Source organism: Arthrobacter sp. TJ-266 (assembly GCF_058269115.1).
In genome coordinates this window covers 334419-358143 of the sequence record NZ_JBZCNC010000002.1, presented here as the reverse complement: position 1 = coordinate 358143, position 23725 = coordinate 334419, and the positions used below count along the sequence as shown (strand labels likewise).

Sequence of the window (23725 nt, the reverse complement as noted above, 5' to 3'; positions counted from 1 at the left end):
CCCACGGCGTGCGCCGCGGGCTTCCTGTCTGCTGTGCTTCATCGGTGCCCGGACATCATCCGGGTCCGTGTCGATCTAGCGTGCGTAGTACTCGACGACGAGCTGCTCTTCGCAGGTCACAGGGACCTCGGAGCGCTTCGGGCGACGCACGAGGCGCGCCTGGAGCTTGTCCAGCTGGACGTCGAGGTATCCCGGCACGGCGGGGAGCACGTCGCGGTGGGCGCCGGCTGCGGCGACCTGCAGCGGGACCATGGTCTCACTGCGGCTGTGCACGTGGATCAGCTGACCCTCGGACACGCGGTACGAGGGGCGGTCCACGCGGGCGCCGTCCACCATGATGTGGCGGTGCACGATCAGCTGGCGGGCCTGTGCGCTCGTCCGGGCGAAGCCGGCGCGGAGCACGAGGGCGTCGAGGCGCATCTCGAGCAGCTCGATGAGGTTCTCACCGGTCAGGCCTGCCGTGCGGCGGGCTTCCTCGAAGACGCGGGCCATCTGGGCCTCGCGGATGTTGTACTGGGCGCGCAGGCGCTGCTTTTCGCGCAGGCGTACGGCGTAGTCGCTGTCCTGCTTGCGGCGCGCACGGCCGTGCTGGCCGGGCGCGTACGGCCGACGCTCGAGGTACTTCTCCGCCTTGGGAGTCAGGGCGATGCCGAGGGCGCGCGATATGCGCACCTTGCGGCGGGCACGTGTGTTGTTAGCCACGTCTACCTTTCGATGTTTTTGCGGCGAAGGAGCGGACTTGCCCGTCGGGCGTCCGCACTTCCTGGTGTAGCTGGCCTCCATGTTCGGAGAGCCGGGATTGGCCGCTTCCCGGTACTACAGTCCGCCGCGACCCTGGCCGTCACCCTGACCGCACGTGACCGGAGGACCGGGACGGAGAGCGGGGGGACAGGCTGGTACACGACGACTTGCCAGTCAGCGACCAATGCTAGCAGCCGTGCGACGGCGGCGCCGAATCGGAGGGCACGCCACAGGGGATTCTCAGTCCCCGCGGATGATCCTGCGCAGACGCCCCAGCCGTGAGCCGATGTCGCGCTCCGCGCCGCGGTCCGTCGGTTCGTAGTAGTCCTTGCCGGCGAGGTCGTCGGGTGCATACTGCTGCTGCGCGATGCCGTGCGGCTCGTCGTGGGAGTACACGTAGCCCCGGCCATGCCCCAGCTGCGACGCACCGGGGTAGTGCGCATCGCGCAGATGCGCCGGGATCCCCTGTCCCCTCCCCGCTCTCACATCGGCGATCGCAGCGTTGATCCCGTTGTAGGCAGCGTTCGATTTCGGTGCCGTGGCGATGTGCACCACGGCTTCGGCGAGGATGATGCGTGCCTCGGGCATCCCCACCAGCTGCACGGCCTGCGCGGCTGCCACGGCCGTCTGGAGTGCGCTCGGGTCGGCCATGCCGACGTCCTCCGCTGCCGAGATCATGAGGCGACGCGCCACGAACCTCGGGTCCTCCCCCGCCTCGAGCATGCGCGCCAGATAGTGGAGGGCTGCGTCGACGTCCGAGCCGCGGAGCGACTTGATGAACGCGCTGGCGACGTCGTAGTGCTGGTCACCGGCGCGGTCGTAGCGGAGAGCCGCGACGTCCACGGCCCGCTCGGCGTGCTCGAGCGTGACGAGCATGGGGTCATCCCGGACGGTCGCGCGGTCGGTGGAGTCGTCCGCAGCCGCAGCCGCGGCTTCGTCGTCGTCAAGGTCGTCGTCGCCGTCCTCGTCGTCGTGTACATAGCCGTCGAGTGAGGTGCCACCGTGCGGTCGGTCAGCACCGTCCTCCGGGCCCACCCCCGATCCGGTTCCACCCGGTCCTGCCGACCGGGCCACACCCGCGGCGGCTTCGAGGGCCGTGAGACCACGCCGGGCATCGCCCGCGGCCAGCCGCACGAGGTGCTCGAGGGCCTCCTCCGACAACCGCACCGTTCCGGCGAGGCCGCGTTCATCGGTCACGGCACGCTCGAGCAGCCCACGGATGTCAGCGGCGTCGAGCGGCTTGAGGGTCTGCAGGAGCGAGCGGGAGAGCAACGGGGACACCACGGAGAACGAAGGATTCTCCGTCGTGGCGGCGATGAGCACCACCCAGCCGTTCTCCACGCCCGGCAGCAGGGCGTCCTGCTGGGCCTTGTTGAAGCGGTGGATCTCGTCGAGGAACAGGACGGTCGTCCGGCGGTACAGGTCACGGGCGGTCATCGCCTCGTCCATGACGCGTCGGACGTCCTTGACGCCGGCGGTGATGGCGGAGAGCTCCACGAAGGCCCGGCCCTGCCCCCGCGCGATCACGTGGGCGAGGGTGGTCTTGCCCGTCCCGGGTGGGCCCCACAGGATCACGGACGACGGCGCCGCGCGGCCTCCCGTGTCATGATCGCCCGCGAGGGCCCTGAGGGGAGACCCCCGGCCGAGCAGGTGCTGCTGGCCCACCACCTCGTCGAGGCTGCGCGGACGCATCCTGACGGCGAGCGGACTGCGCGGTCGCAGCGGCGCGCCGCCCCCGCTGCCTGCCGGTCCGGCGTCCGTCGCGTCGTCGTCCGCCGCGGCACTGAAGAGGTCGTCCACGCGACCCACGTTACTGTGGTCCACTGACCGTCCTGCCGCCGGCGCCCGCAGCACACCCGCAGTCCGCCGTCCGATGGGAGGGCGATCCGAGCACCGACTGAGCTCCTTCTCAGGGAACCACCACCTCACCCGGGAGGGGAACGATGAGCCAGACCCGATCGGTTCTCGTCGAGCCGCTCCGACTCGAGGGCTGGCTCACGCGGTTCGGTCAGCGCAACGGCGACTGGAGCGTCACCGATGCGACCGCCGACCACACGGGCACAAGGACCCCTACCGGGGTCTCCCACACCAGCACGGACCGGAGCGGGTCGGGTTCGAGCCCGGCAACCGGTTCGGTGCGGATCGTCGCGACCAACGGCTGCCGCGCGGTCCTCACACCTCCGCTACCCGAGCACGCGGCGGCTACCGCGCACGATTCAGGCGCAGGACCGGACACCGGGGCGCCTCACGACGCCCTGCAGTCCCTGATCCGTCGCGTCCTGGCCCTGCACGAGGCCGAGACCGTCGGGGTGATCCTCCTCCGGCGAGGCGGGTACTCCGTGGGCGTCGCACGGGCGGGCGGGATCGTCGGATCGAAGACCGGGACGCGGTACGTGCAGGGCCGGACCGCGGCAGGGGGTTGGTCCCAGCAGCGCTTCGCACGGCGTCGCGCCAATCAGGCGGACGCCCTCGTCGAGGAGACCGCAGTCCGCGCGGCAGCGCTCTTCGCCGCGCACCCGCCGTCGTGCCTGCAACTGGGCGGCGACAGGACACTGGCCACGGATGCGCTGGCGGAACCGGCTCTCACACGCTTCGCCTCGCTGCCGCTGACGCCGTTCATGACCGTCGCCGACCCCCGCCTCACCATCCTCAAGGACACGGCGCGGGCGGCACTGTCCGTCCGGATCACGGTGACGGACCCACCCGAAGGGTAGGGCTCACAAATCAGTGGGGCCGGGCTGCCGTGCGGAGATCGGCGATGGCGATGGCGGCGTCGTCGGCCCCGTACACGGACGAACCGGCCACGAACACCGATGCCCCGGCCTCGGCCGCCCTCAGGATCGTGTCGGGGGTGATCCCGCCGTCCACCTGGATGATCAGGGGCAGATCACCGCCCCTGATCGCCTCCGCGGCTCGCCTGATCTTCGGCAGCGTGAGGTCGAGGAAGGCCTGGCCCCCGAAACCGGGTTCCACGGTCATCACGAGCAGCATGTCGAGTTCACCGAGCAGGTCGAGGTACGGCTCCACCGGCGTGGCCGGCCGGAGGGCCATCCCTGCCCGGGAACCACCCGATCGCAATTCCCGCGCCAGCTTGACCGGCGCTGCGGCCGCCTCTGCGTGGAAGGTGACGGACGCCGCTCCGGCTTCCGCGTACTGCGGCGCCCAGCGGTCGGCGTCCTCGATCATGAGGTGGACGTCCAGCGGGACGGGACTGACCTGCTGGATGCGGCGCACCACGGGAAGACCGAGCGTCAAGTTCGGCACGAAGTGATTGTCCATCACGTCCACGTGGACGGCGTCGGCCGTCGCGATGCGCTGGAGCTCCGCCTCGAGGTTCGCGAAGTCGGCGGAGAGGATGCTCGGATTGATCTGCAGGTGCGTCACGGCTGCTTCCTGATGAGTGCGAGGTACATGGCATCTGTTCCGTGCAGGTGGGGCCAGAGCTGCGCGCCCGCACCGTGCCCGGCGCCCAGTGGGCCCCCGGTGCTCACGGCGTCCAGCCCGGCGTCGGCGTCGAGCAGTTCGAAGCCCTCGCGTCCCCGCAGGCAGTCCTCGACCACCACCTCGGTCTCCGCATGGTGGGGGGAGCACGTCACGTAGGCGACCACACCGCCCGGCGCGACGGCGTCCAGCGCGGAGGCGAGCAGGGCGCGCTGCAGGGGTGCGAGGGACACGAGATCGGCCGGACGGCGTCGCCAGCGCGACTCCGGACGCCGGCGCAACGCACCAAGTCCGGTGCACGGTGCGTCCACGAGCACGCGGTGGTACTGCCCCGGCTCGTCGCGTCCGACGTCGCGCCCGTCACCGGTCCGTACGGTCCAGGTGTCCTCGGGGAACACCCGCAGCGCCTGCCGGACGAGCTGCGCGCGGTGCGGGACGGGCTCGACGGCGGTCACATGGACCCCGGCGTCCTGACCCAGCGCGGCGAGGAGGGCGGTCTTGCCCCCGGGTCCGGCGCACAGATCGAGCCACCGTTCTCCCCCGTCGGCGTCCTGCCGGCCGTCCTCGGCGATCCCGCCGGCAGCACCGACCGGGCGCGTGAGGTCGACCGCTGCGAGTGCGCGGGCCACCAGCTGCGATCCGGCGTCCTGGACGCGTACCATCCCGGCTGCGACTCCGGGCAGTCGGGCGATGTCCCCGCCCGAGTACAGGGCCGACGCCGGTGCAAGCCGCCCTTCCTCCGCGCCCTGTGCGAGGAGGTCGTCGATGGTCGCCAGGCCCGGCAGGGCGACGAGGTGCACGAGGGGGGCCGCGTTGTCCGCCGCCAGCAGGGCGTCGATCTCCCCTGCCTCGCGTCCGTGCGCCACCAGCGCCTGGCGCAGCGCCCGCACGATCCACTGCGGGTGGCTGTGGGCGAGCGACGCGATCTGCGTGGGGTCGGTCAGACCGGCGACGAGCTCCTCGACCCACCCGTCCAGATCACGCGCTGTGACCTTGCGGAGCACCGCGTTGACCAGAGCGGACGGCCCCGCGCCGATCACGGCGCGGACGAGGCCGACCGTCTGGTCCAGCGCGGCGTGAGCAGGAACGCGCATGCCCAGCAGCTGATGCACGCCGATCCGCAGCGCGTCGAGGACCGCCGGGTCGAGCTGCTCGAGGGGGCGGTCCACGCATCGCGCGAGGATGGCGTCGTAGGTGCCCTGGCCGCGGAGCGCACCGTAGGTCAGCTCCGTGGCGAACCCGGCGTCCCTCCGGTCGAGGCGGTGCTTGCGGATCGCGGCGGGCAGCACGAGGTTGGCATAGGCATCCTCGAGGGCGACCGCCTGGAGCACCTCGAACGCGACGAGGCGGGCAGGATCGGCGCGTCGGGAACGCTGCGACGGAGCAGATTGAGAGAACTTCCGTTCCCCTCCGCGATTGCGTTCCCGCCCCTGCTCGTTCCGGCGCGGGCCACCCGTGCCGGCACCGGAACGCGCAGAGGAACCGGCACCGTCACGGCTGCCGCCGCCGCCGGTGCGCCCGGCATTCCCCGACGGCCCGTCGCGCCGGGCTCCGCTCCCCCCACGACTCCCACCGCCCCCGCGGCGATCGGCCGCGCCGCTGCTTCCTGCATCACTCACGTGAACACCAACTCTCCGCGCGCTGCCGCGCCCCGCGCCCAGTCGAGCGCGTTCATCATGATCTTCCCGGCGGGCTGGACCATCCCGAGCACCACCGCGGTGGTGCCCGTCCCGGCCAGCACCGTCTTGCCCTCAAGCACCACCTGCCCGGGCGCCAGGATGCGGGCGACGGCGACGGCGTCGGCGTCGGCGTCGGCGTCGTCCAGCGTGGGCGCAGGGGTCACAGGGCCGAGCTTGACCCGCTGTCCGTCGAGCAGGGTCCACGGGCCCGGCTCGGGCGTCATCGCGTTGATCCGACGGCGCACGACGACGGCGGGCGCGCTCCAGTCGATCCGGGCGTCGTCGAGCGTCAGCTTCGGCGCCAGCGTCACGTCGCCCGACTGCGGGGTCGCTGCCACACGGCCCGCCTCCAGCCCCGAGAGCGTCTGCACGAGCAGCACCGCCCCGCTGTGCGACAGCCGCCCGAGCACCTCGCCGCTCGTGGCAGCAGGGTCCAGCGTCTCCGTCATCACGCCGAACACGGGCCCGCTGTCCATGCCTTCCTCGAGGCGGAACGTGGTGGCGCCGGTGACGTCGTCGCCGGCAAGGATGGCGTGCTGGACCGGAGCCGCTCCGCGCCAGGCCGGCAGCAGCGAGAAGTGCAGGTTGATCCAGCCGTGACGGGGCAGCTCGAGCGCAGCCGGCGGAACCCGGCCCCCGTAGGCGACGATCGCCGCGGCATCGAGGGCGAGGTCGGCCACCTGCGCCACGAGGCCCGGATCGAACCGGTTGGCCTTGATGACCGGGAGCTGCAGCTGGTCGGCAGCGAGGGCGACCGGGCTCGGGGTCATCACCCGGCGCCTGCCGACGGGGGCATCGACGCGCGTCAACACGGCGGCGACGTCGAAGCCTGCGTCGACGAGTGCGGTGAGGGAGGGCACGGCGACCTCCGGGGTGCCCGCGAACAGGATCCTCATGGGCGGACCCGCCTGCTGGACGATGTCCGCGTGGCGGACGCCGACGGAGGCACGGCGACGAAACTGGACCCGAGCGTCCGTGACCGCTGCTCCGCCGTGCGGGAGGTCACGCGGTTGTAGTCCGCGCTCCGGATCGCTTTCAGGGCGCTGCGGCGGTCCTCGCCCTCGAGCCGATCGATGTAGAGGGTCCCGAGGAGGTGATCCGTCTCGTGCTGGAGGGCGCGCGCGAGCATGCCGCTGCCCTCGACGCTCACCTCGGCACCGGTGACGTCGCGACCGGTGACCCGCGCCCACACGGTCCTGTCGACGTAGCTACCGAGCCCCGGGACGGACAGGCACCCCTCGACGTCGGACTCGCCCTGCGATTCCCCCCACGTCTCGAGCACGGGGTTGACCACGTGGCCCTCGGCTCCATCCACCCGGAACGTGAACACCTGCAGACCGACCCCCACCTGGGGGGCGGCGAGGCCGGCACCCTGCACATCGATCATGGTCTCGGTCATGTCATCGACGAGACGCGCGAGGTACGGACCGAACTCGGTGACGGGGGCCGCGGGCGTGCGGAGGATCGGATCGCCGATCATGCGGATACTCAGCACGGCCATGGTCGGGTCTTCCTCGCTTCGATCGTCGGCGCTCCGGGACTGCGGGGCAGGTCGGCGACGCGCGGGCGACTTCTCCGCCTGCGGAGCACGTCCTCGCCGCGGATCAATCCTAGTGCCGCGACCACGCCCGACGAAGCGAGCGGAACGACGGGGTAGTGTCCGGTGGACTCAGGCGGGACCGGCGGGTGCCGCGACCTGGGGTGACTCGCCGTCGAGAGGGGCGTCCGAGGTCCCGCGTGAAGCATCGACGACCGAGCTCCCGCCGTCGGTGGCGGATGCCGTGCCGCGACCCGGAGGCGGTGCGATCGGGAGGAGGGCGCGGCCGGCTTCCTCCGCCTCCAGCCCTGCCTCCCACGCCCGACGCAGTGCACAGAAGCGCAGCCAGTGGTGACGCAGCACCGCCGGATTGGCCCGCATGGCACGCACCTCGGTCTGTCCGACCGCCACGCCGAGCAGCAGGGGCTGCTCCGCGTGGTCCCAGGGCCGCCACTCCCCCGCCTCGGGATCGACGAGAGCCTCCTGCGCCTTCATCCCGGCCACCAACTGCATGACCACCTTGTCGTCCAGCGCCTTGACGAAGCCCTCACGATCGGTCTTCTTGGTCTTGTAGTCGATGAGGCAGGTGCGCCCGCCGATCGTCGCCACGAGATCCAGCGTGCCCGCATAGCCGAGTTCCGCGTTCCACACCGTGAGTTCCGGTTCGACCGGGCGGACGTCGAACAGCTCCCACCACTCGTCGAAGCGCTGTGCGAAGCCGCTCTCACCGTTCTCCACGAGAGCGAGACGGGCCGGCTCGAGCTCGTGCTCACGTCCGAGTGCCCGCAGGGCGACCTGCTCGCAGTAGCGGTGGACACGCGTACCGCGCAGTGCGGCGTCGTCCCGGTACCGTTCGGCGGCGTTGGCCGCGTCCTTGACCGCCTGCCGGAGCTCGGCGGGGTTGCCGAGGGCCGCGGGCAGCCGGGTGTCCCGGGCGAGCGAGGACGCCGCCATGTGCCCGAACCAGCCTCCCAGCGAGCTCGGCGCCTGGGAGATCACCGTGGTGATCGACGGCACGGACGGCTGCTCGGACGACGAACGGGCGTACATCCTGCCGTGAGGTGTGGCGTGGGCGAGCGCTGGTGCTGTCATGGCTCGAGTCTCTCAGTCCCCTCTGACAGACTCCGACACGTTCCGGCGCGCGGCTCCGGCTCCCGCGCGCCGAATTGGACGAACCCCCCAACGTCCTATACAGTTTTCTCTCGTTGGAAAGCGACGAAACGCTGCGAAAAGGTCACCCTCGAGCACGGATTTCAGGTCTTTTTTCCTTCTGCGGACGTAGCTCAGCTGGCTAGAGCACCACCTTGCCAAGGTGGATGTCGCGGGTTCGAATCCCGTCGTCCGCTCGCAAGTCACTGTAGGCCGGTTCACTCCGGTCACCGGAGCAGTCCGGTCACGGTGGGGTGGCCGAGAGGCGAGGCAGCGGCCTGCAAAGCCGTATACGCGGGTTCGAATCCCGTCCCCACCTCGTGACGGCACGAGCACCCAGCAATGGGCGATTGGCGCAGCGGTAGCGCGCTTCCCTGACACGGAAGAGGTCACTGGTTCGATCCCAGTATCGCCCACCACGGCGCCCCACGGGGCGCCTTTCTCGTAGCCTCATGCCCGTCCTCCGCACGAGGGCGGGCATTCCTGCGTGTCAGCCCAAGGCGAACCCCGCTCCCATCCGGTCCTCGCCGACCCTCCCTGGCCTATGCTTGTGGCAGCGGAAACGGTACTGCGTTTCCACGACCGAAAGGAGGTGTCCGTGGGTTTATTGGATGGGCTCAAGGGCAGGGCCGGCACCCTCGCGGGTAAGGCGACCGAACTCATTGGCGGAAATTCCGACAAGGTGAAGAACGGCATCGGTAAGGCTGGCGACTTCGTCGACAGCAGGACCCATGGCAAGTATTCCCGTCACATCGATGGAGTGCAGTCCAAGGCTTCGGAGATGGTCGACAAGATCGACACGAAGGACGGCAAGGGCGACGTGGGCCCTACCTCCCCGCCGGCCGTGTGATCCCAGCCCGGCAATAAGGAAGCGCCGGTCCCGCCTTGAGGCGGTACCGGCGCTTCTTGCGTGTCAGGGGAGTTCCTCGCCGGACGGGCTGGTGGTCGGGTCGTCGCCCGCGCGCTCCGTGGCCGATCAGGCCCGGCCGACGACGTCGCTGCCCTGACGCGCCAGAGCGGTGAGCCGGGACACGGCCCTGTAGTACTTCTTCATGTAGCCGCCGTTCATCATCTCCTCGGTGAACAGGCGGTCGAAGGTCTGTCCGCTCGCCATGATCGGCACGTCGCGGTCGTACAGCCGGTCGGCGAGCACCACGAACCTCAGTGCCACCGCCTGCTCCGAGATGGTGCGCACGTCGTGCCACGCGACGGCGTCCACGCCGTCGAGCAGCTGACGGTACCGGCTGGGGTGCACACCGGCCAGGTGCCGGAGCAGGCCGTCGAAATCGTCCTCGGCGAGCACCCCGCCGTCGTAGCCGTCGATCCGCCGGCGCAGCGTGGCGTCGTCGATCGCGGCGGGCGCCTCGGGGAGACCGCGGTGGCGGTAGTCCTCGCCGTCGATGCGCGCCACGTCGAACTGGTCGGCGAGCACCTGGATCTCACGCTGGAAGTCCTGCGCCGCGAACCGCCCGTCCCCGAGAGAACCCGGCAGGGTGTTGGACGTGGCCGCGAGCTTCACCCCGGCGTCGGCGAGCTCGCGCATCAGCCGGGACATCAGCACGGTGTCCCCCGGGTCGTCCAGCTCGAACTCGTCGATGCACACGAGGCTGTAGCCGCTCAGGGCGTCCACCGTCTTCCGGAAGGTCAGGGCACCCACGAGGTTCGTGTACTCGACGAACGTGCCGAAGGCCTTCCTACCGGACGCGGCGTGCCAGAGGGAGGCCAGGAGGTGGGTCTTGCCCACGCCGAACCCGCCGTCGAGGTAGATGCCCGCGCGGCCGGGGTTCTTCTTCCCTCCGCCGAACAGCTTGCGCAGGCCCGTCGGCTCGGCCTCGTTGACGGAACCGGCGAACTCCCGGAGCTTCGTCACCGCAGCAGCCTGCGAGGGTTGCTGCGGGTCCGGGCGGTAGGTGTCGAAGGACACCTCGCCGAAGCGCGGCGACGGGTAGAACCCGTGCAGCAGTTCGTCCACCGATACCTTGGGGGCGCGTTCAGTCAGATGCTCGATCACTGGCACGAATCGGAACCGCTCTCTTGTCCTGGAATGTGGCGGGCACTGCAGCCGCCGATCTGTCAGCAAACATTACGGTACCCACGGGCCCTGCACCGGTGCGCTTCCCGGCCCGGAGGGCACCCGGAAGCAATGGGAGTGGCGCGTGGTTAGGCTAGACGGCAGACCGCCCATCCACGATCCGGAAGGCCACCATGACCCTGGCTCCAGACACGCAGGACAAGTTCGCCGAGTACGCCCACCCCGAACGCCTCGTCTCGACGCAGTGGCTCGCCGAGAACCTCGGAGCCGAGGGTCTGGTCGTCGTCGAGTCGGACGAGGACGTGCTGCTCTACGAGACAGGTCACGTGCCGGGCGCCGTCAAGATCGACTGGCACACGGAACTGAACGACGAGGTCACCCGCGACTACATCGACGGCGCCGGTTTCGCGCAGCTGATGTCCGCCAAGGGCATCTCACGGGACACGACGGTCGTCATCTACGGCGACAAGAGCAACTGGTGGGCCGCCTACGCGCTGTGGGTCTTCAGCCTGTTCGGCCACGAGGACGTCCGGCTCCTCGACGGCGGGCGCGACAAGTGGGTGGCCGAGGGCCGCGAGCTCACCACCGACCGTCCTGCCGCCGGAAGCACCGACTACCCGCTCGTGGACCGGAACGACTCCCCGATCCGCGCGTACCTCGGTGACGTGCTCGAGCACTTCGGCAAGCCCCTGATCGACGTCCGCTCGGGCGACGAGTACACGGGAGCCCGCACCACCATGCCCGCCTACCCCGAGGAGGGCGCGCTGCGCGGCGGCCACATCCCCACCGCCCGCTCGGTGCCGTGGGCCCGCGCGGCTGCCGAGGACGGTACCTTCCGGACCAGGGCGGAGCTCGACGCCATCTACCGTGACGAGGCCGGGCTGCAGGACGGCGACGACGTGGTGGCCTACTGCCGCATCGGTGAGCGCTCGAGCCACACGTGGTTCGTGCTCACGTACCTGCTCGGCTTCCAGAACGTCCGCAACTACGACGGCTCCTGGACGGAATGGGGTAACGCCGTGCGCGTCCCCATCGTCCGGGGGGACCAGCCGGGTGAGGCACCGGCCGCGGCAGGCGCGCGATGACCGCCGAGACCATCCCCGCGAAGCTCGCGGAGATCATCGACGACTTCCAGGACCTCACGGAGCCGGACCGCCTGCAGCTCCTGCTGGACTTCTCACGGGAGCTGCCGGCCCTGCCCGAGCGGTACAGCGAGCATCCCGAACTGCTCGAGCAGGTCGTGGAGTGCCAGAGCCCGCTCTTCCTGACGATGGAGATCGGACAGGCGCCCGAGCGGCGCGTCCACCTGTTCTTCTCCGCCCCGCCCGAGGCACCCACGACGCGCGGCTTCGCAGGCGTGCTGCTCGAGGGCCTCGACGGGCTGCCCGCGGCGGAGGTCCTCGCGGTGCCCGACGACGTCCCCGACCGCCTCGGCCTCACACGGGCCATCACTCCCCTGCGCATGCGCGGGATGTCGGCGATGCTCGGCCGGATCAAGCGGAAGATCAGGGAAGGCCAGTAGGCCTCACCCGGTGGGCTCGGGCGCCGACGCTCCGGCGTCGGCCGCCCGTCCGCCCGGGACGGTCCGGCCGAACAGCCTGCTCTCGAGCCACCGTTCCACCACGGAGTCCCACCGCTCGGCGTCGACGTTCCACTCCTTGGTGTGCCGTGCCCGGTGGAACCGCTCCAGCGTGACGAACCCCGGGTTCTTCGCGGCCAACTCCACCGACGGCCGGATGGGCACGAACTCGTCGTCCTCGCTGTGAAGGACCAGCGTGGGCAGGGTCAACTGCTCGGCCCGTGCCACCCAGTCCATGCTCTTGAGATCCAGTGGGGCGGCGAGGCCCGTGATGCGCCGTGCCCGGGGGCTCGCGAGGAGGGCCTGCCCCAGCCGTCCCACGCGTGCCGGGATGCGGTTGAGCTCGGCGTGATGCGCGAGCACCTCGATCCAGTTGAGCACCGGGCCGTCGAGCACCAGGGCCCTGATCCTGCGTCGGTGCCGCGAGAGGTCGGCAGTCTGCAGCACGATCGCGCCGCCCATCGACCACCCGAAGAGCACCACGTCCTGTGCCCCGTGGGCCACGGCGACGTCGATGGCGGCGTCGACGTCCTGCCACTCGGTCATCCCGAGGCCGTACCGGCCGTCCGACGCCGAGGGCGCTTCGCCGTCGTTCCGGTAGGAGATGACGAGGCTCGTCATTCCCAGCCTCCGTGCGGCGGGGACGGCGCGCAGCGCCTCAGCGCGTGACGCGCCCCGGCCGTGCACCATGATCGCCCAGGTGCGCGCGGGGACCTCCGCGCGGACCAGCCATGCCGGGGCCGTTCCTCCCTCGACGGGAACGCCCACCTCGACCTCCGCGAACCCGATCGCCGACGGCGAGGGGAAGACGGCGCCACCCCACCAGCCCCTCGTGGCCGAGGTCAGGTCACCCGCGTACACGGTCTCGACCTCACGCTCGACCGTTCCCTCACGGGGTACGTAGGAGCGGATGGCCCCGATACGGGCGTGCCCCGCCCCGCCGTCGAAGTGGAGGCTGTAGGTCCCCTCGATGGTGGTGTCGTCATTCGCCGGGAGGATCACGGTCCGGTTCCCCGCGGGCCCCACGACCGCGAGGATGTCGAGGTTCTCGTCGCGCCGGGGCGACGGCGTCACGACCTGGCGGGCGAAATACACGGCGAGTCCGGAGACGATCCCGGCAGCGGACGAGGTCAGCACGGCTCCGGCTCCGACCCCGAGTGCCGTCCAGCGGACCCAGGGCGCGCGCATCCGCTTGACTGCGGCCGGTGACGTCGTTGATGCCATGCTTCCCTTTCTACCCTGCGCTCCGAGCCGCGTCGATTCGCCACTCGGCAGGGATGCCCGGGCAAGCGGCGGGCACGGCACCGCGGAGGGCGGGAACAGCATCCGGGCGGAGCGTTCCAGGTCCTCGTCCGGACACCCGCCCTACCGTGCATCAAAGCGATCGCGAGCGCAGAGGAAAGCCCAGGGAGGTCATCGGGACCCGCAGTACAGTGACGGTATGACCCAGACCATCCTTGTCCTCAGCGAGGTGGCCCTCACCCAGGCCGATCTCCGCAATCTCCGAACGCTCGAGGGGGAGGAAGCCGCGGAGGTGGTGGTCCTCATCCCCGAGGATCGCGAGGAGTCCCTGCTCGGTGAATTCTTCCGCCACCTCAGCCTGCTCGAGGTCGGCGAGGCCTTCAGGACCTTCTCGGCCGACGACGACCGTGAGGACCGCGTGGAGGCCCGTACGGCCCTCGCGGAATCGCTCGACGCCCTGACCCGGGAGGGTTTCACCGCGCGAGGGCGCACCACCACCGGGGATCCCGTCGCGGCACTGGTCGAGGAGGCACGAGCGAGCGGCGCCACACAGGCCGTGGTCATCACGCGCCCCCACGCGATCGCCGACACCTTCCACACCGACTGGGCGAACAAGGCGCAGGACGCACTCGGTATCGCCGTCCTCCACCTGTACTCCGGGTCGGGATTTATTGGCGACTCCTAGGCGTTGCACCGGGTATGACTACCGAACATGACCAATTCCGGCCAGACATCGAGAAGTCCGACGACGAATGGCGGCAGGAGCTGACCGCCGAGGAGTTCCAAGTACTCCGCAGGGCGGGCACAGAGCGTCCCTACACGGGCGAGTACCACGACGCGAAGACCGTCGGCACGTACGCGTGCCGTGCCTGCGGGGCGGAACTGTTCACGAGCGGTGAGAAGTTCGACTCCCACTGCGGCTGGCCGTCGTTCTATGCGCCGCTCGCGGAGGACCGCGTGAGGTACCTGCACGACCGTTCGCTCGGGATGGAGCGCATCGAGGTCCGCTGCGCACGCTGCGACTCGCACCTCGGTCACCTGTTCAAGGGCGAGGGCTTCGACACCCCCACCGATCAGCGGTTCTGCATCAACTCCATCTCGATGCGCCTGGTACCCGCCGAGGCGTAGCTCGGTTGCCGTTGCTCGGCACGAGTGATCGTCGGTCCGCGGGAGCGACGGCTCCCCAGGTGTCAAGACGTCAGGAAGGGCCGGTCCGATGGACCGGCCCTTCCTCGCGTCACCGGCAGGTCAGCTGCGTCTCGTGAAGGACGGCGACGAGCGGAGCATCAGGAACGCTTCAACTCAGGCAAGAGCGCTGTAAGTATTCCTGTTCTCTCGCTACTCTCGGCGCAACGGCACTCACCACGACGAGACGAAGCAGGAGCCATGACGATCACCACCCTCCGACCCGTGAACCAGCGACCCCAGGAGCACCCTGCCTGGCTGCGGCTCAAGGACGCGGTCCAGCAGATCCGCCCTCTCCAGGTGAAGGACGGCTCGATCCCCGACACCGAACACCACGGGATCGCCGCCGAGGCAGTCGCCCACATCACCGCGGCCGTCGGGGACCTCGCTCCCCTGTTCCGCCACGACGCCGACTACCTCACACGCACCGTGACCGCCTTCGAGGCCTGGGAGGCGAGCGCATTCGCCGCTCCCGACTTCCTCGAACCGCTCCTCGCCTTCCAACCGCAGCTCGACCGCATCGACGGGCTCCAGCACCTCGTGGTGTTCCCCATGTACACCCAGAACGGCAGTACGAACCGACTGGTCGAAGCGGTGCTGATCGAGGTGCTCTGGCCCGAGTTCATCGCCGAGCTCGAAGCCGGCGACTACTCGAACGCACTCTTCGTCCCCATCCGCTTCCTCGACTTCACCGACGGCTACGACACGAACTCCGCCGTGCTGTTCCCCGAGACCGTGGCCGTGAGCTCGACGCCCACCTTCACGTGGGGAGCCATCTTCGCCGACCGCGAGGCAGCACGGTTCCGGAAGGTCGTCCGCGCCGCCGCCGACATCACCCGCCTCGACCTGCCGGGTGACGCCCTCGACCTGCTCGAGGACCAGCAGCTCACGGAGGAGACCTTCGTGATGTGGGACCTCATCCACGACCGCACCCACATGCGCGGTGACCTGCCCTTCGACCCGTTCATGATCAAGCAGCGCATGCCGTTCTTCCTGTACTCGCTCGAGGAGCTCCGGTGCGACCTCACCGCGTTCCGCGAGTCCGTCCGCATAGCGCAGGACGACGACGCCTCCCCCGACGCGCGGCGTCACGCGAAGCTGGTGCAGTACGCCGTCATCTTCGACCGCATCTTCCGGTTCAGCATCACCGGTAACCGCGTGCGCAACTACGACGGCCTCGGCGGTCAGCTGCTCTTCGCATGGATGCACCAGCACCATGTCCTGCACTGGACGGACACCAAGCTGACCATCGACTGGGACGAGGCGGCCGACGTCGTCGTTGCACTTGGGGAGCAGATCGAGCAGCTGTACTGGCGTTCGATCGACCGACCCAAGACCGCGCACTGGCTGGCGGCGTACGCGCTGGTGTCCGCGACCGTCACGCCGCACCCGGCGTCCGTGTGGGCGAGGGGGCCCGAGGCCCTGGACCTGATGGGGCCGCCGCGAGGGCTCACCGATGCCGTGCTCGACGACGAGTTCCCGCTCTCCATGTTCTTCGAGGCGCTGGAGAAGAAGATGAAGCCGGTGATCGAGTCCACGGCCGGGATCACCGGGGCGTCAGCGTGACCCAGGTGACCCGGGAGCGGTCCGGTGCCGCCGTGGTCGCCGGGGCGGCCGGTGCTTCGGGGCGGGCCCTGACCCGGCGCCTGATCGCCGACGGGCACGCCGTCGTCGCCGTCGGGTCCGACCGCGATCGCCTCGACGCGGCCTTCGACGGGTGGGAGGGCGTGGACCTGCAGGTGTGCGACCTCGGCGACGAGGACGCCGTGGCCGCGCTTGCCGGCCACGTGGCGTCCGTCCACGGGGGCGCCACGGCGGTGTACCACCTGGTGGGCGGCTGGCGTGGGGCCGCGGGGATCACCACGCAGTCCCTGGCCGACCACGAGGCCCTGCACCGCTCGGTGTTCCTCACTCTCTTCATGACCAGCCGGGCGTTCTACGACCAGCTGGCCGAGCAGGGGGGTCGCCTCGCGGCCGTGACCGCCACCGCGGTCGCCGCCCCGACCGCGGCCAACGCCTCCTACGCGGCCGTGAAGGCCTCCGTCGACGCCTGGCTCCAGGCCGTCGCCCAGGGATTCGCGAAGGACGGCACCCCGGCGGCGGCCACCGCCGTGGTCGTCAAGGCCCTCCTGGACGACGACCTGCGCGCCGCGCACCCGGAACGCTCCTTCCCCGGCTTCACGCACGTCGACGAGCTCGCCCGCGTCCTCGCGTCCCTTCCCGGCCGCGCGGCGGCCGAGGTGAACGGCGCTCGGCTCGACGCCGTCCCTCCCTCCCGGCCGCGCGAGGCAACACCGCCCGCTCGGGGATAATGGAACCGTGACCGACACCCTGCTCCCCGCGCTCGACCCCTCGACGCCCGCGCCCCTGCACGATCGCTCCGTGCGCAGCTTCGCGTCCGACAACTACTCCGGCGTGCACCCGGAGATCCTGACCGCGCTGGCGGCCGCCAACGAGGGCCACCAGGTGGCCTATGGGGACGACCAGTACACGGCCCGCCTGCTCGAGGTCATGGAACACCACTTCGGCACCGGCATCTCGATCTTCCCCGTGTTCAACGGAACCGGCGCCAATGTGTTGTCGCTGCAGTCGATCCTGCCGAGGTGGGGCGCCGTCGTGTGTCCGCAGACCGCCCACATCAACGTCGACGAGAACGCGGCCCCGGAACGCGTGGGTGGCATCAAGCTGCTCACCGTCCCCACCCCCGACGGCAAGCTCACGCCCGAGCTGATCGACCGCGAGGCGTGGGGCTGGGGGGACCAGCACCGTGCGCAGCCCCTCGCCGTCTCGATCACCCAGACCACCGAGCTCGGCACGCTGTACTCCGTCGCCGAGATCAGGGCCATCGCCGACCACTGCCACGCCCGCGGGATGCGCGTCCACATGGACGGAGCACGCCTGGCCAACGCCGCCGCAGCACTCGGACAGCCGCTGCGGGCCTTCACACGCGACGCCGGCGTCGACATTCTGTCCTTCGGCGGGACCAAGAACGGCCTCATGTTCGGCGAGTGCGTCGTCGTGCTGAACCAGGAGGCCTCGACCGGACTCGACTACCTGCGGAAGCTCAACATGCAGCTGGCGTCGAAGATGCGGTTCGTCTCGGCGCAGCTGATCGCCCTGCTCGAGGGCGATCTCTGGCTGCGGTCCGCCCAGCACGCGAACGCCATGGCGGCACGACTGACCGAGAAGGTACGCGGGATCGAGGGCGTCACGCTCACGCAGGAGACGGCTGCGAACGCCGTCTTCGCGATCCTCCCTCCTGGAGCGGCCGATCGCATCCGCGAGAGCTTCAGGTTCTACGACTGGGACCAGGCCACGGGCGAGGTGCGCTGGATGTGCTCGTTCGACACCACGGAGGAGGACGTCGACGCCTTCGTCGAGGCCATCCGGCGGGAGACCGCGGCCTGAGGACGTGACCGCCCATCCCTGCACCTCAGCGGTGCCGGGTGGGGACGGCCGGGGTTCCAGCGGCGGGAGCGGTGTCGGCGCGCCGCCCACATGGCCTCCTCGGATGGGCATAATCTGCGGGAATGAGTGCTCTCGGTGGTGTGTCGCAACTTCCCTCGGAGTTCTCCGACGCCCTCGACGGCTTGCGTTCCGCGCGTCGGCGCAGTGAGGTCCGCCTCGACGAGATCCCGGCGCCCGCGCGCCTCGCGCCCTTCGCCGTCGCCCTCGGCGCGGAGGTCTTCGACACGACGCCGGTGCCGCCGCCGCTCCACGGGCCGGCCCGCGCCCTCCTGCCGCCGCCGGAGGCGCAGGAACTCGCAACCGGCCGGTTCATCCTCCTCTACGATCCCGCTGGCTCCGCAGTGTGGAACGGACGCTTCCGCATCGTCACGTACATCCGCGCGCAGCTCGAACCGGACATGGGCAATGACGCCATGCTCGGTTCCGTCGCCTGGACCTGGCTCGTGGAGGCACTCGACAACCACGGGGCGCGGCACCACAGCACGGGCGGCACCACCACGCGCATCCTGTCGGAGAGCTACGGCACGCTCGAGGACCGCGCGGACACCATCGACATCGAGCTGCGTGCGTCCTGGTCACCCGGCTCCTCCGACGCGAGGCCCCACCTCGAGGCCTGGTCGGAGATGGTGTGCACCTTCGCGGGACTCCCGCCGCTCCCCCAGGGCGTGGCGCACCTGCCGCACCGCCGGTCCTGACCGCGATCCCGCGGCCGTCCGGACATTCCTGATTCCGCCGTCGTCACCCTCCGACAGGCACGGGGACCACCCGTTCTGCTCCGTCCTCGCCCCCCGGCGCGGGGATAGACTGCAGGGACCATGACCGACACCTCCGAACACACGGAGAGCGCCACCGCCTCCTCTCCTGTCGACGACGCCACCGATGCACCCGGCATACCCGGTGATCCAGAGACGATCGACACCCCCGAAGCCCTCACCGTCCTCACCGAACCGCGCGACGGCGTGCCATTGGTCATCGACACGATGGCGGGCCTGGAGCGGGCGGCAGCAGCCCTCGCGGCAGGCTCGGGACCCGCGGGCGTGGACGCCGAGAGGGCGTCCGGCTTCAGGTACGGACAACGGGCGTTCCTCGTGCAGATCCGCCGTGAAGGTGCGGGAACGTGGCTCATCGACCCCGAGCCCTTCGAGGACCTGCAGATCATCGACGACGCCCTCGAGGGTGTCGAGTGGATCCTGCACGCCGCCAGCCAGGACCTGCCGTGCCTGTCCGAGCTGCGCATGTGGCCGGACAGGCTGTTCGACACCGAACTCGCCGCGCGCCTCGCCGGGCTGCCCCGCGTGGGACTCGCAGCCGTCATCGAGTCGCAGCTGGGCTTCAGCCTCGCGAAGGAGCACTCCGCGGCCGACTGGTCGAAGCGGCCCCTGCCCGAGCCGTGGCTCCGGTACGCGGCGCTCGATGTCGAAGTGCTGACCGAGCTGCGGGACAAGCTCGCCGCCCTGCTAAAGCAGGACGGCAAACTCGCCATCGCCGAGGAGGAGTTCGAGCACATCCGTCGGACGCCGCCGGCAGAGCCCAGGATCGACCCCTGGCGCAGGACCTCCGGTCTCCATCAGCTGCGCGACCGCCGGCAGTTGGCGGCCGTCCGCGAGATGTGGACGGAGCGTGAGGAGCTCGCGCAACGGCGCGACGTCGCCCCGGGTCGCCTCATCCCCGACTCGGCGATCATCGCGGCGGCCAGGGCCATGCCCGCGACCGTGCCGCAGCTGCTCGCCACGAAGGGCTTCCACGGCCGTGCAGCCCAGAAGGAGGCACCGCGCTGGCTCCGATGCATCGCCGACGCCCGGAAGGCCACGGACCTCCCGCCGCTGCACATCTCCACGAACGCGCCGCCCCCTCCGCGCATCTGGTCCGAGAAGGACCCGGAGGCGGCTGCGCGCCTCCAGACGGCCCGGCCCCGGATCGCCCAGCGCGCGGACGCCCTCGGCATGCCCGTGGAGAACCTCCTCACTCCGGACTACCTCAGGCGCATCGCCTGGCGTCCGCCCGCGGACATCACGCTCGACTCCGTCTCGACCGCCCTCGCGGAGCTGGGGGCGCGGCCCTGGCAGATCGAGCAGGTGGCGGCGGTCATCACGGTCGCGTTCCTCGATCCCGACCCCCTGCCCGCCCGCAACCAGCAGGGGCAGGACAGCCCTCCGGCCGAGTGAGCCGACACCGCTCGGCGGGTCGGTTGCGCGCCATGTTACCCGCCAGTAACATTGCGCCGGATCGACAACCCCGAAGAGGAGCACACCCGTGAGCCAACCGACCGGCACCGCGTCAACCCGCAGTGCGTCACGAGCCGTCCGTGACGTCGTCTTCGTCGACGGAGTCCGCACTCCGTTCGGCAAGGCCGGCGAGAAGGGCATCTATGCCGGGCTGCGCGCCGACGACCTCGTGGTCAAGTGCATCCGCGACCTCCTCCGCCGCAACCCCACGCTGCCCCCCGAGCGCATCGACGACGTGGCGATCGCCGCCACGACCCAGACCGGCGACCAGGGGCTCACGATCGGTCGCACGGCCGCCCTCCTCGCGGGCCTCCCCCGGACGGTCCCCGGCTTCGCCATCGACCGCATGTGCGCGGGCGCCATGACCGCGGTGACCACGACGGCCTCGGGCATCGCGTTCGGGGCGTACGACGTCGTCATCGCGGGAGGAGTGGAGCACATGGGGAACCACCCCATGGGCTCCGGTGCCGACCCCAACCCGCGCTTCATGTCCGAGCGGATCGTGGACCCCGCTGCGCTGAACATGGGCAACACCGCGGAGAACCTGCACGACCGCTTCCCCGCGATCACGAAGGACCGCACCGACGCGTACGCCGTCCGCAGTCAGCAGAAGCTCGCCGCTGCCTACGCGGCCGGACAGATCCAGCCGGACCTCGTCCCGGTCTCGGGCAGGAAGCCGGGCGCCGGCTGGACCCTCAACACCGTCGACGAGCCGCCCCGACCCGGCACCACGCTGGAGGACCTGGCGTCACTGCGCACGCCCTTCCGCGCCCACGGCCGGGTCACGGCGGGCAACGCCGCCGGACTGAACGACGGCGCGACCGCCGCGCTCCTCGCCTCGGCCGATGCCGCCGTCGAACTCGGCCTGCCCGCCCGCATGCGCCTCGTCGCGTACGCCTTCGCCGGCGTCGAACCCGAGGTCATGGGCATCGGACCCGTTCCCGCGACCGAGAAGGCACTGCGACAGGCAGGGCTGGGCATCGAGGACATCGGACTGTTCGAGATCAACGAGGCCTTCGCCGTGCAGGTGCTGAGCTTCCTCGACCACTTCGGCATCGAGGACGAGGATCCCCGCGTCAACCGCTACGGCGGCGCGATCGCCGTCGGGCACCCGCTGGCGTCCTCCGGGGTCCGTCTCATGAACCAGCTCGCCCGACAGTTCGAGGAGGACCCGGCGGTGCGCTACGGCATGACCACCATGTGCATCGGCCTCGGCATGGGTGCCACCGTCATCTGGGAGAACCCCCACCACGAGCACTACGGACAGGACGCAGCATGAGCTTCGAACGCTACGACGAACTGGCGGCGTTGGTGCCGACCGAGATCGTCACCCACTCCTACGTCCAGGACATCGATCTGCCGCAGGACGCCGGTGTCCTCGCGCTGATCACCCTCGACAACGACCTCGACCACGCGAAGCCCACCACCCTCGGGCCCACCACGCTGATCGAGTTCGGCCGCACCCTCGAGGGCCTCAAGGAACGCGCGGCGCGCGGCGAGATCGCCGCCGTCGCGGTGACCGGCAAGCCCTACTTCCTCGTCGCCGGCGCCGACCTCAGCACCGTCAAGAGTGTGAAGTCGGAACACCTCGGCCGGCTCATGGCGGAACTCGGCCACGAGGCCTACGACCTGCTCGCGGACATGGGCGTGCCCAGCTTCGCGTTCATCAACGGCGTGGCGCTCGGTGGCGGCCTGGAGATCGCCCTCGCGGCGACCTACCGCACGGTCTCCACGGGCGCGAACGGCATCGGTCTGCCCGAGGCGTTCATCGGCCTCGTACCCGGCTGGGGTGGCGTCTACCGGCTTCCGCGCCTGATCGGCCCCGCCAACGCCGTGAAGGTGATGATCGAGAACCCGCTCAGCAACAACCGCAGCCTCGACGGCTCGGCCGCGTACCGGCTCGGCATCGCGGACGCCCTGTTCGAGCCCGCCGACTACCTCGAGCAGTCACTGCTGTGGGCAGCGAGGATCCTCCGGGACCCGGCCGCAGCGGACGCCGTCGCCGAGCGCCGCGCGTCCACCGGAGCGTACGACGACGACGCCTGGAGAGGTGCCGTCGCTGCGGGACGAGCGTTCGTCGCGGCGAAGACCTCGAACGCCGCCCCCGCGCCATCGCGCGTGCTCGACCTCCTCGAGGCCGGGTTGACGCTCACCCAGAAGGAATCGGCGGCAGCGGAATGCACGGCCCTGGCCGAGCTCATGCAGACGCCCGAGTTCCACGCCACGGTGTACGCGTTCCTCGACCTCGTACAGAAGCGCGGGAAGCGACCGGCCGGAGCGCCGGACAAGAAGCTCGCGCGGCCCGTGTCGAAGGTCGGGGTGGTGGGCGCCGGACTCATGGCGAGCCAGCTCGCCCTACTGTTCGCCCGGCAGCTGAAGGTGCCCGTCGTGATGACGGACATCGACCAGACCCGCGTGGACAAGGGCGTGGCGTACGTGCACGCGGAGATCGAGAAGATGCTCGGCCGGAAACGGCTCACGCAGGACGCCGCGAACCGGACGAAGGCCCTCGTCACCGGGTCCGTGTCCAAGGACGTCTTCGCGGACGCAGACTTCGTGATCGAGGCCGTGTTCGAGGAGCTGTCGGTCAAGAAGCAGGTCTTCGCAGAGGTCGAGGCCGTCGTCTCCGACGAGTGCATCCTCGCGACGAACACCTCCTCGTTGTCCGTGGCCGAGATGGCCGCCGACCTGCGTCACCCGGAACGCGTGGTGGGCTTCCACTTCTTCAACCCCGTGGCCGCGATGCCCCTGCTCGAGGTGGTGCGAGCACCGAGGACGGACGACGCCGTCCTCGCCACGGCCTTCGTGCTCGCCAAGGGGCTCAAGAAGAACGCGGTGCTCGTGCAGGACGCCCCCGCCTTCGTGGTCAACCGGATCCTCGGCCGCATGTTCGGTGAGATCACCGCCGTGTTCGACGAGGGGACGGACGCGGAGACGGCCGACAACGCGCTCCGTCCCATGGGCCTGCCGATGACACCCTTCAGGTTGCTCGCCCTCGTGGGGCTGCCCGTGGGCCAGCACGTCCAGGAATCGCTGCACGCAGCCTTCGGCGAGAGGTTCCACGTCTCGGAGAACCAGCAGAAACTCATCGACGCCGGCGTGAAGGGTTTGTGGGAGAAGCAGGCGGACGGCTCGGAGATCGTGTCCGACGCAACTCTCGCGCTCATGCAGCGCGGTGACTCGCCGTCCTCCGCGGACCAGGTTCTGCGCCGGACGCAGGACGCCCTCGCCGACGAGATCGGGCGCATGCTCGCCGAGGGTGTCGTCGCGGCCCCCGAGGACATCGACCTGTGCATGATCATGGGCGCGGGCTGGCCCATGCACCTCGGTGGCATCACGCCGTACCTCGATCGGGTGGGCGCCTCCGAGCGGGTCAACGGATCGACGTTCCACCGGGATCGAGGCGTTGTGCTCCCCGAGTAGCGTCCCTGACGGCGCTCCGGTCCG

Annotated in this window: 22 protein-coding genes and 3 tRNA genes; 16 read left to right on the top strand and 9 right to left on the bottom strand. The window is 70.4% G+C overall.

From position 1 onward, the window contains the following. Positions 1-75 precede the first annotated feature (75 nt). Both rpsD and AC4D12_RS06465 read right to left on the bottom strand, forming a co-directional pair. Positions 76-702 carry a 30S ribosomal protein S4 gene (gene rpsD / locus AC4D12_RS06470; protein WP_434994135.1) on the bottom strand — a complete coding sequence of 209 codons (627 nt, stop codon included), beginning with the start codon at positions 700-702 and terminating at the stop codon, positions 76-78. A 279-nt stretch (positions 703-981) separates the two neighbouring features. Then, entirely contained in the window at positions 982-2541 is a 1560-nt protein-coding gene (locus AC4D12_RS06465) for a replication-associated recombination protein A (RefSeq protein WP_490949501.1), read from the bottom strand. A 143-nt stretch (positions 2542-2684) separates the two neighbouring features. Here AC4D12_RS06465 and AC4D12_RS06460 point away from each other — a divergent pair, with 143 nt between their 5' ends. Further along, a complete protein-coding gene (locus AC4D12_RS06460; RefSeq protein ID WP_490949080.1) occupies positions 2685-3455 on the top strand; it encodes an acVLRF1 family peptidyl-tRNA hydrolase in 771 nt (256 codons plus the stop codon). Positions 3456-3465: 10 nt separating this feature from the next. On the opposite strand, the gene rpe is transcribed toward AC4D12_RS06460, so the two are convergent. From rpe to AC4D12_RS06435, 5 genes are all read right to left on the bottom strand, one after another. Next, positions 3466-4125 (bottom strand): ribulose-phosphate 3-epimerase, encoded by a 660-nt coding sequence (gene rpe, locus AC4D12_RS06455; RefSeq protein WP_490949079.1) that lies wholly within the window; start codon positions 4123-4125, stop codon positions 3466-3468. After that, the gene (locus tag AC4D12_RS06450) at positions 4122-5801 is read right to left on the bottom strand and encodes an RsmB/NOP family class I SAM-dependent RNA methyltransferase (RefSeq protein ID WP_490949078.1); all 1680 of its coding nucleotides are present in this window, start codon (positions 5799-5801) and stop codon (positions 4122-4124) included. Before AC4D12_RS06450 ends, rpe begins: the two co-directional genes overlap by 4 nt. After that, a complete protein-coding gene (locus AC4D12_RS06445; protein ID WP_490949077.1) occupies positions 5798-6757 on the bottom strand; it encodes a methionyl-tRNA formyltransferase in 960 nt (319 codons plus the stop codon). The genes AC4D12_RS06450 and AC4D12_RS06445 overlap by 4 nt, the downstream gene beginning before the upstream one ends. Next, entirely contained in the window at positions 6754-7362 is a 609-nt protein-coding gene (gene def / locus AC4D12_RS06440) for a peptide deformylase (protein WP_490949076.1), read from the bottom strand. The genes AC4D12_RS06445 and def overlap by 4 nt, the downstream gene beginning before the upstream one ends. Positions 7363-7530: 168 nt before the next feature. Continuing rightward, entirely contained in the window at positions 7531-8490 is a 960-nt protein-coding gene (locus AC4D12_RS06435) for a cytochrome (RefSeq protein WP_490949075.1), read from the bottom strand. Positions 8491-8670: 180 nt separating this feature from the next. On the opposite strand from AC4D12_RS06435, the gene AC4D12_RS06430 reads away from it, so the two are divergent. The 4 genes from AC4D12_RS06430 (at position 8671) to AC4D12_RS06415 (ending at position 9397) form a co-directional block, all read left to right on the top strand. Next, positions 8671-8744, top strand: a tRNA-Gly gene (locus tag AC4D12_RS06430). A 51-nt stretch (positions 8745-8795) separates the two neighbouring features. Then, positions 8796-8866, top strand: a tRNA-Cys gene (locus tag AC4D12_RS06425). A 25-nt stretch (positions 8867-8891) separates the two neighbouring features. Then, positions 8892-8966: transfer RNA gene (locus tag AC4D12_RS06420), tRNA-Val, on the top strand. Between the two features lie 179 nt (positions 8967-9145). Further along, the gene (locus AC4D12_RS06415) at positions 9146-9397 is read left to right on the top strand and encodes an antitoxin (protein WP_490949074.1); all 252 of its coding nucleotides are present in this window, start codon (positions 9146-9148) and stop codon (positions 9395-9397) included. A 126-nt stretch (positions 9398-9523) separates the two neighbouring features. Here AC4D12_RS06415 and zapE read toward each other — a convergent pair whose 3' ends face one another. Next, on the bottom strand, positions 9524-10564 hold the full coding sequence (gene zapE, locus AC4D12_RS06410; RefSeq protein ID WP_490949073.1) for a cell division protein ZapE: 1041 nt from the start codon (positions 10562-10564) through the stop codon (positions 9524-9526). Between the two features lie 188 nt (positions 10565-10752). Here zapE and AC4D12_RS06405 point away from each other — a divergent pair, with 188 nt between their 5' ends. After that, a complete protein-coding gene (locus tag AC4D12_RS06405; protein WP_490949072.1) occupies positions 10753-11664 on the top strand; it encodes a sulfurtransferase in 912 nt (303 codons plus the stop codon). After that, positions 11661-12101: a SufE family protein gene (locus AC4D12_RS06400; RefSeq protein WP_490949071.1), complete on the top strand. Its 441-nt coding sequence runs from the start codon at positions 11661-11663 to the stop codon at positions 12099-12101. The genes AC4D12_RS06405 and AC4D12_RS06400 overlap by 4 nt, the downstream gene beginning before the upstream one ends. A gap of 3 nt (positions 12102-12104) precedes the next feature. Here AC4D12_RS06400 and AC4D12_RS06395 read toward each other — a convergent pair whose 3' ends face one another. Continuing rightward, positions 12105-13382: an alpha/beta hydrolase family protein gene (locus AC4D12_RS06395; RefSeq protein ID WP_490949070.1), complete on the bottom strand. Its 1278-nt coding sequence runs from the start codon at positions 13380-13382 to the stop codon at positions 12105-12107. 217 nt (positions 13383-13599) lie between these two features. Here AC4D12_RS06395 and AC4D12_RS06390 point away from each other — a divergent pair, with 217 nt between their 5' ends. The 9 genes from AC4D12_RS06390 to AC4D12_RS06350 all read left to right on the top strand — a co-directional run bounded on the left by AC4D12_RS06390 (position 13600) and on the right by AC4D12_RS06350 (position 23701). Beyond that, complete coding sequence (locus AC4D12_RS06390) at positions 13600-14085, top strand: hypothetical protein (RefSeq protein WP_490949069.1); 486 nt, start codon at positions 13600-13602, stop codon at positions 14083-14085. A 14-nt stretch (positions 14086-14099) separates the two neighbouring features. Next, entirely contained in the window at positions 14100-14528 is a 429-nt protein-coding gene (msrB, locus tag AC4D12_RS06385) for a peptide-methionine (R)-S-oxide reductase MsrB (protein ID WP_490949068.1), read from the top strand. Positions 14529-14786: 258 nt separating this feature from the next. Beyond that, positions 14787-16151 (top strand): DUF6421 family protein, encoded by a 1365-nt coding sequence (locus AC4D12_RS06380; RefSeq protein WP_490949067.1) that lies wholly within the window; start codon positions 14787-14789, stop codon positions 16149-16151. Continuing rightward, entirely contained in the window at positions 16148-16897 is a 750-nt protein-coding gene (locus tag AC4D12_RS06375) for an SDR family NAD(P)-dependent oxidoreductase (RefSeq protein WP_490949066.1), read from the top strand. Before AC4D12_RS06380 ends, AC4D12_RS06375 begins: the two co-directional genes overlap by 4 nt. 7 nt (positions 16898-16904) lie before the next feature. After that, complete coding sequence (locus tag AC4D12_RS06370; protein ID WP_490949065.1) at positions 16905-17993, top strand: threonine aldolase family protein; 1089 nt, start codon at positions 16905-16907, stop codon at positions 17991-17993. A gap of 122 nt (positions 17994-18115) precedes the next feature. Then, complete coding sequence (locus AC4D12_RS06365; RefSeq protein ID WP_490949064.1) at positions 18116-18748, top strand: DUF3000 domain-containing protein; 633 nt, start codon at positions 18116-18118, stop codon at positions 18746-18748. Between the two features lie 120 nt (positions 18749-18868). After that, positions 18869-20218, top strand: a complete 1350-nt coding sequence (locus AC4D12_RS06360) for an HRDC domain-containing protein (RefSeq protein ID WP_490949063.1) — start codon at positions 18869-18871, stop codon at positions 20216-20218. 88 nt (positions 20219-20306) lie between these two features. Beyond that, positions 20307-21557 (top strand): thiolase family protein, encoded by a 1251-nt coding sequence (locus tag AC4D12_RS06355; protein WP_490949062.1) that lies wholly within the window; start codon positions 20307-20309, stop codon positions 21555-21557. Further along, a complete protein-coding gene (locus AC4D12_RS06350; RefSeq protein WP_490949061.1) occupies positions 21554-23701 on the top strand; it encodes a 3-hydroxyacyl-CoA dehydrogenase NAD-binding domain-containing protein in 2148 nt (715 codons plus the stop codon). Before AC4D12_RS06355 ends, AC4D12_RS06350 begins: the two co-directional genes overlap by 4 nt. Positions 23702-23725 lie beyond the last annotated feature (24 nt).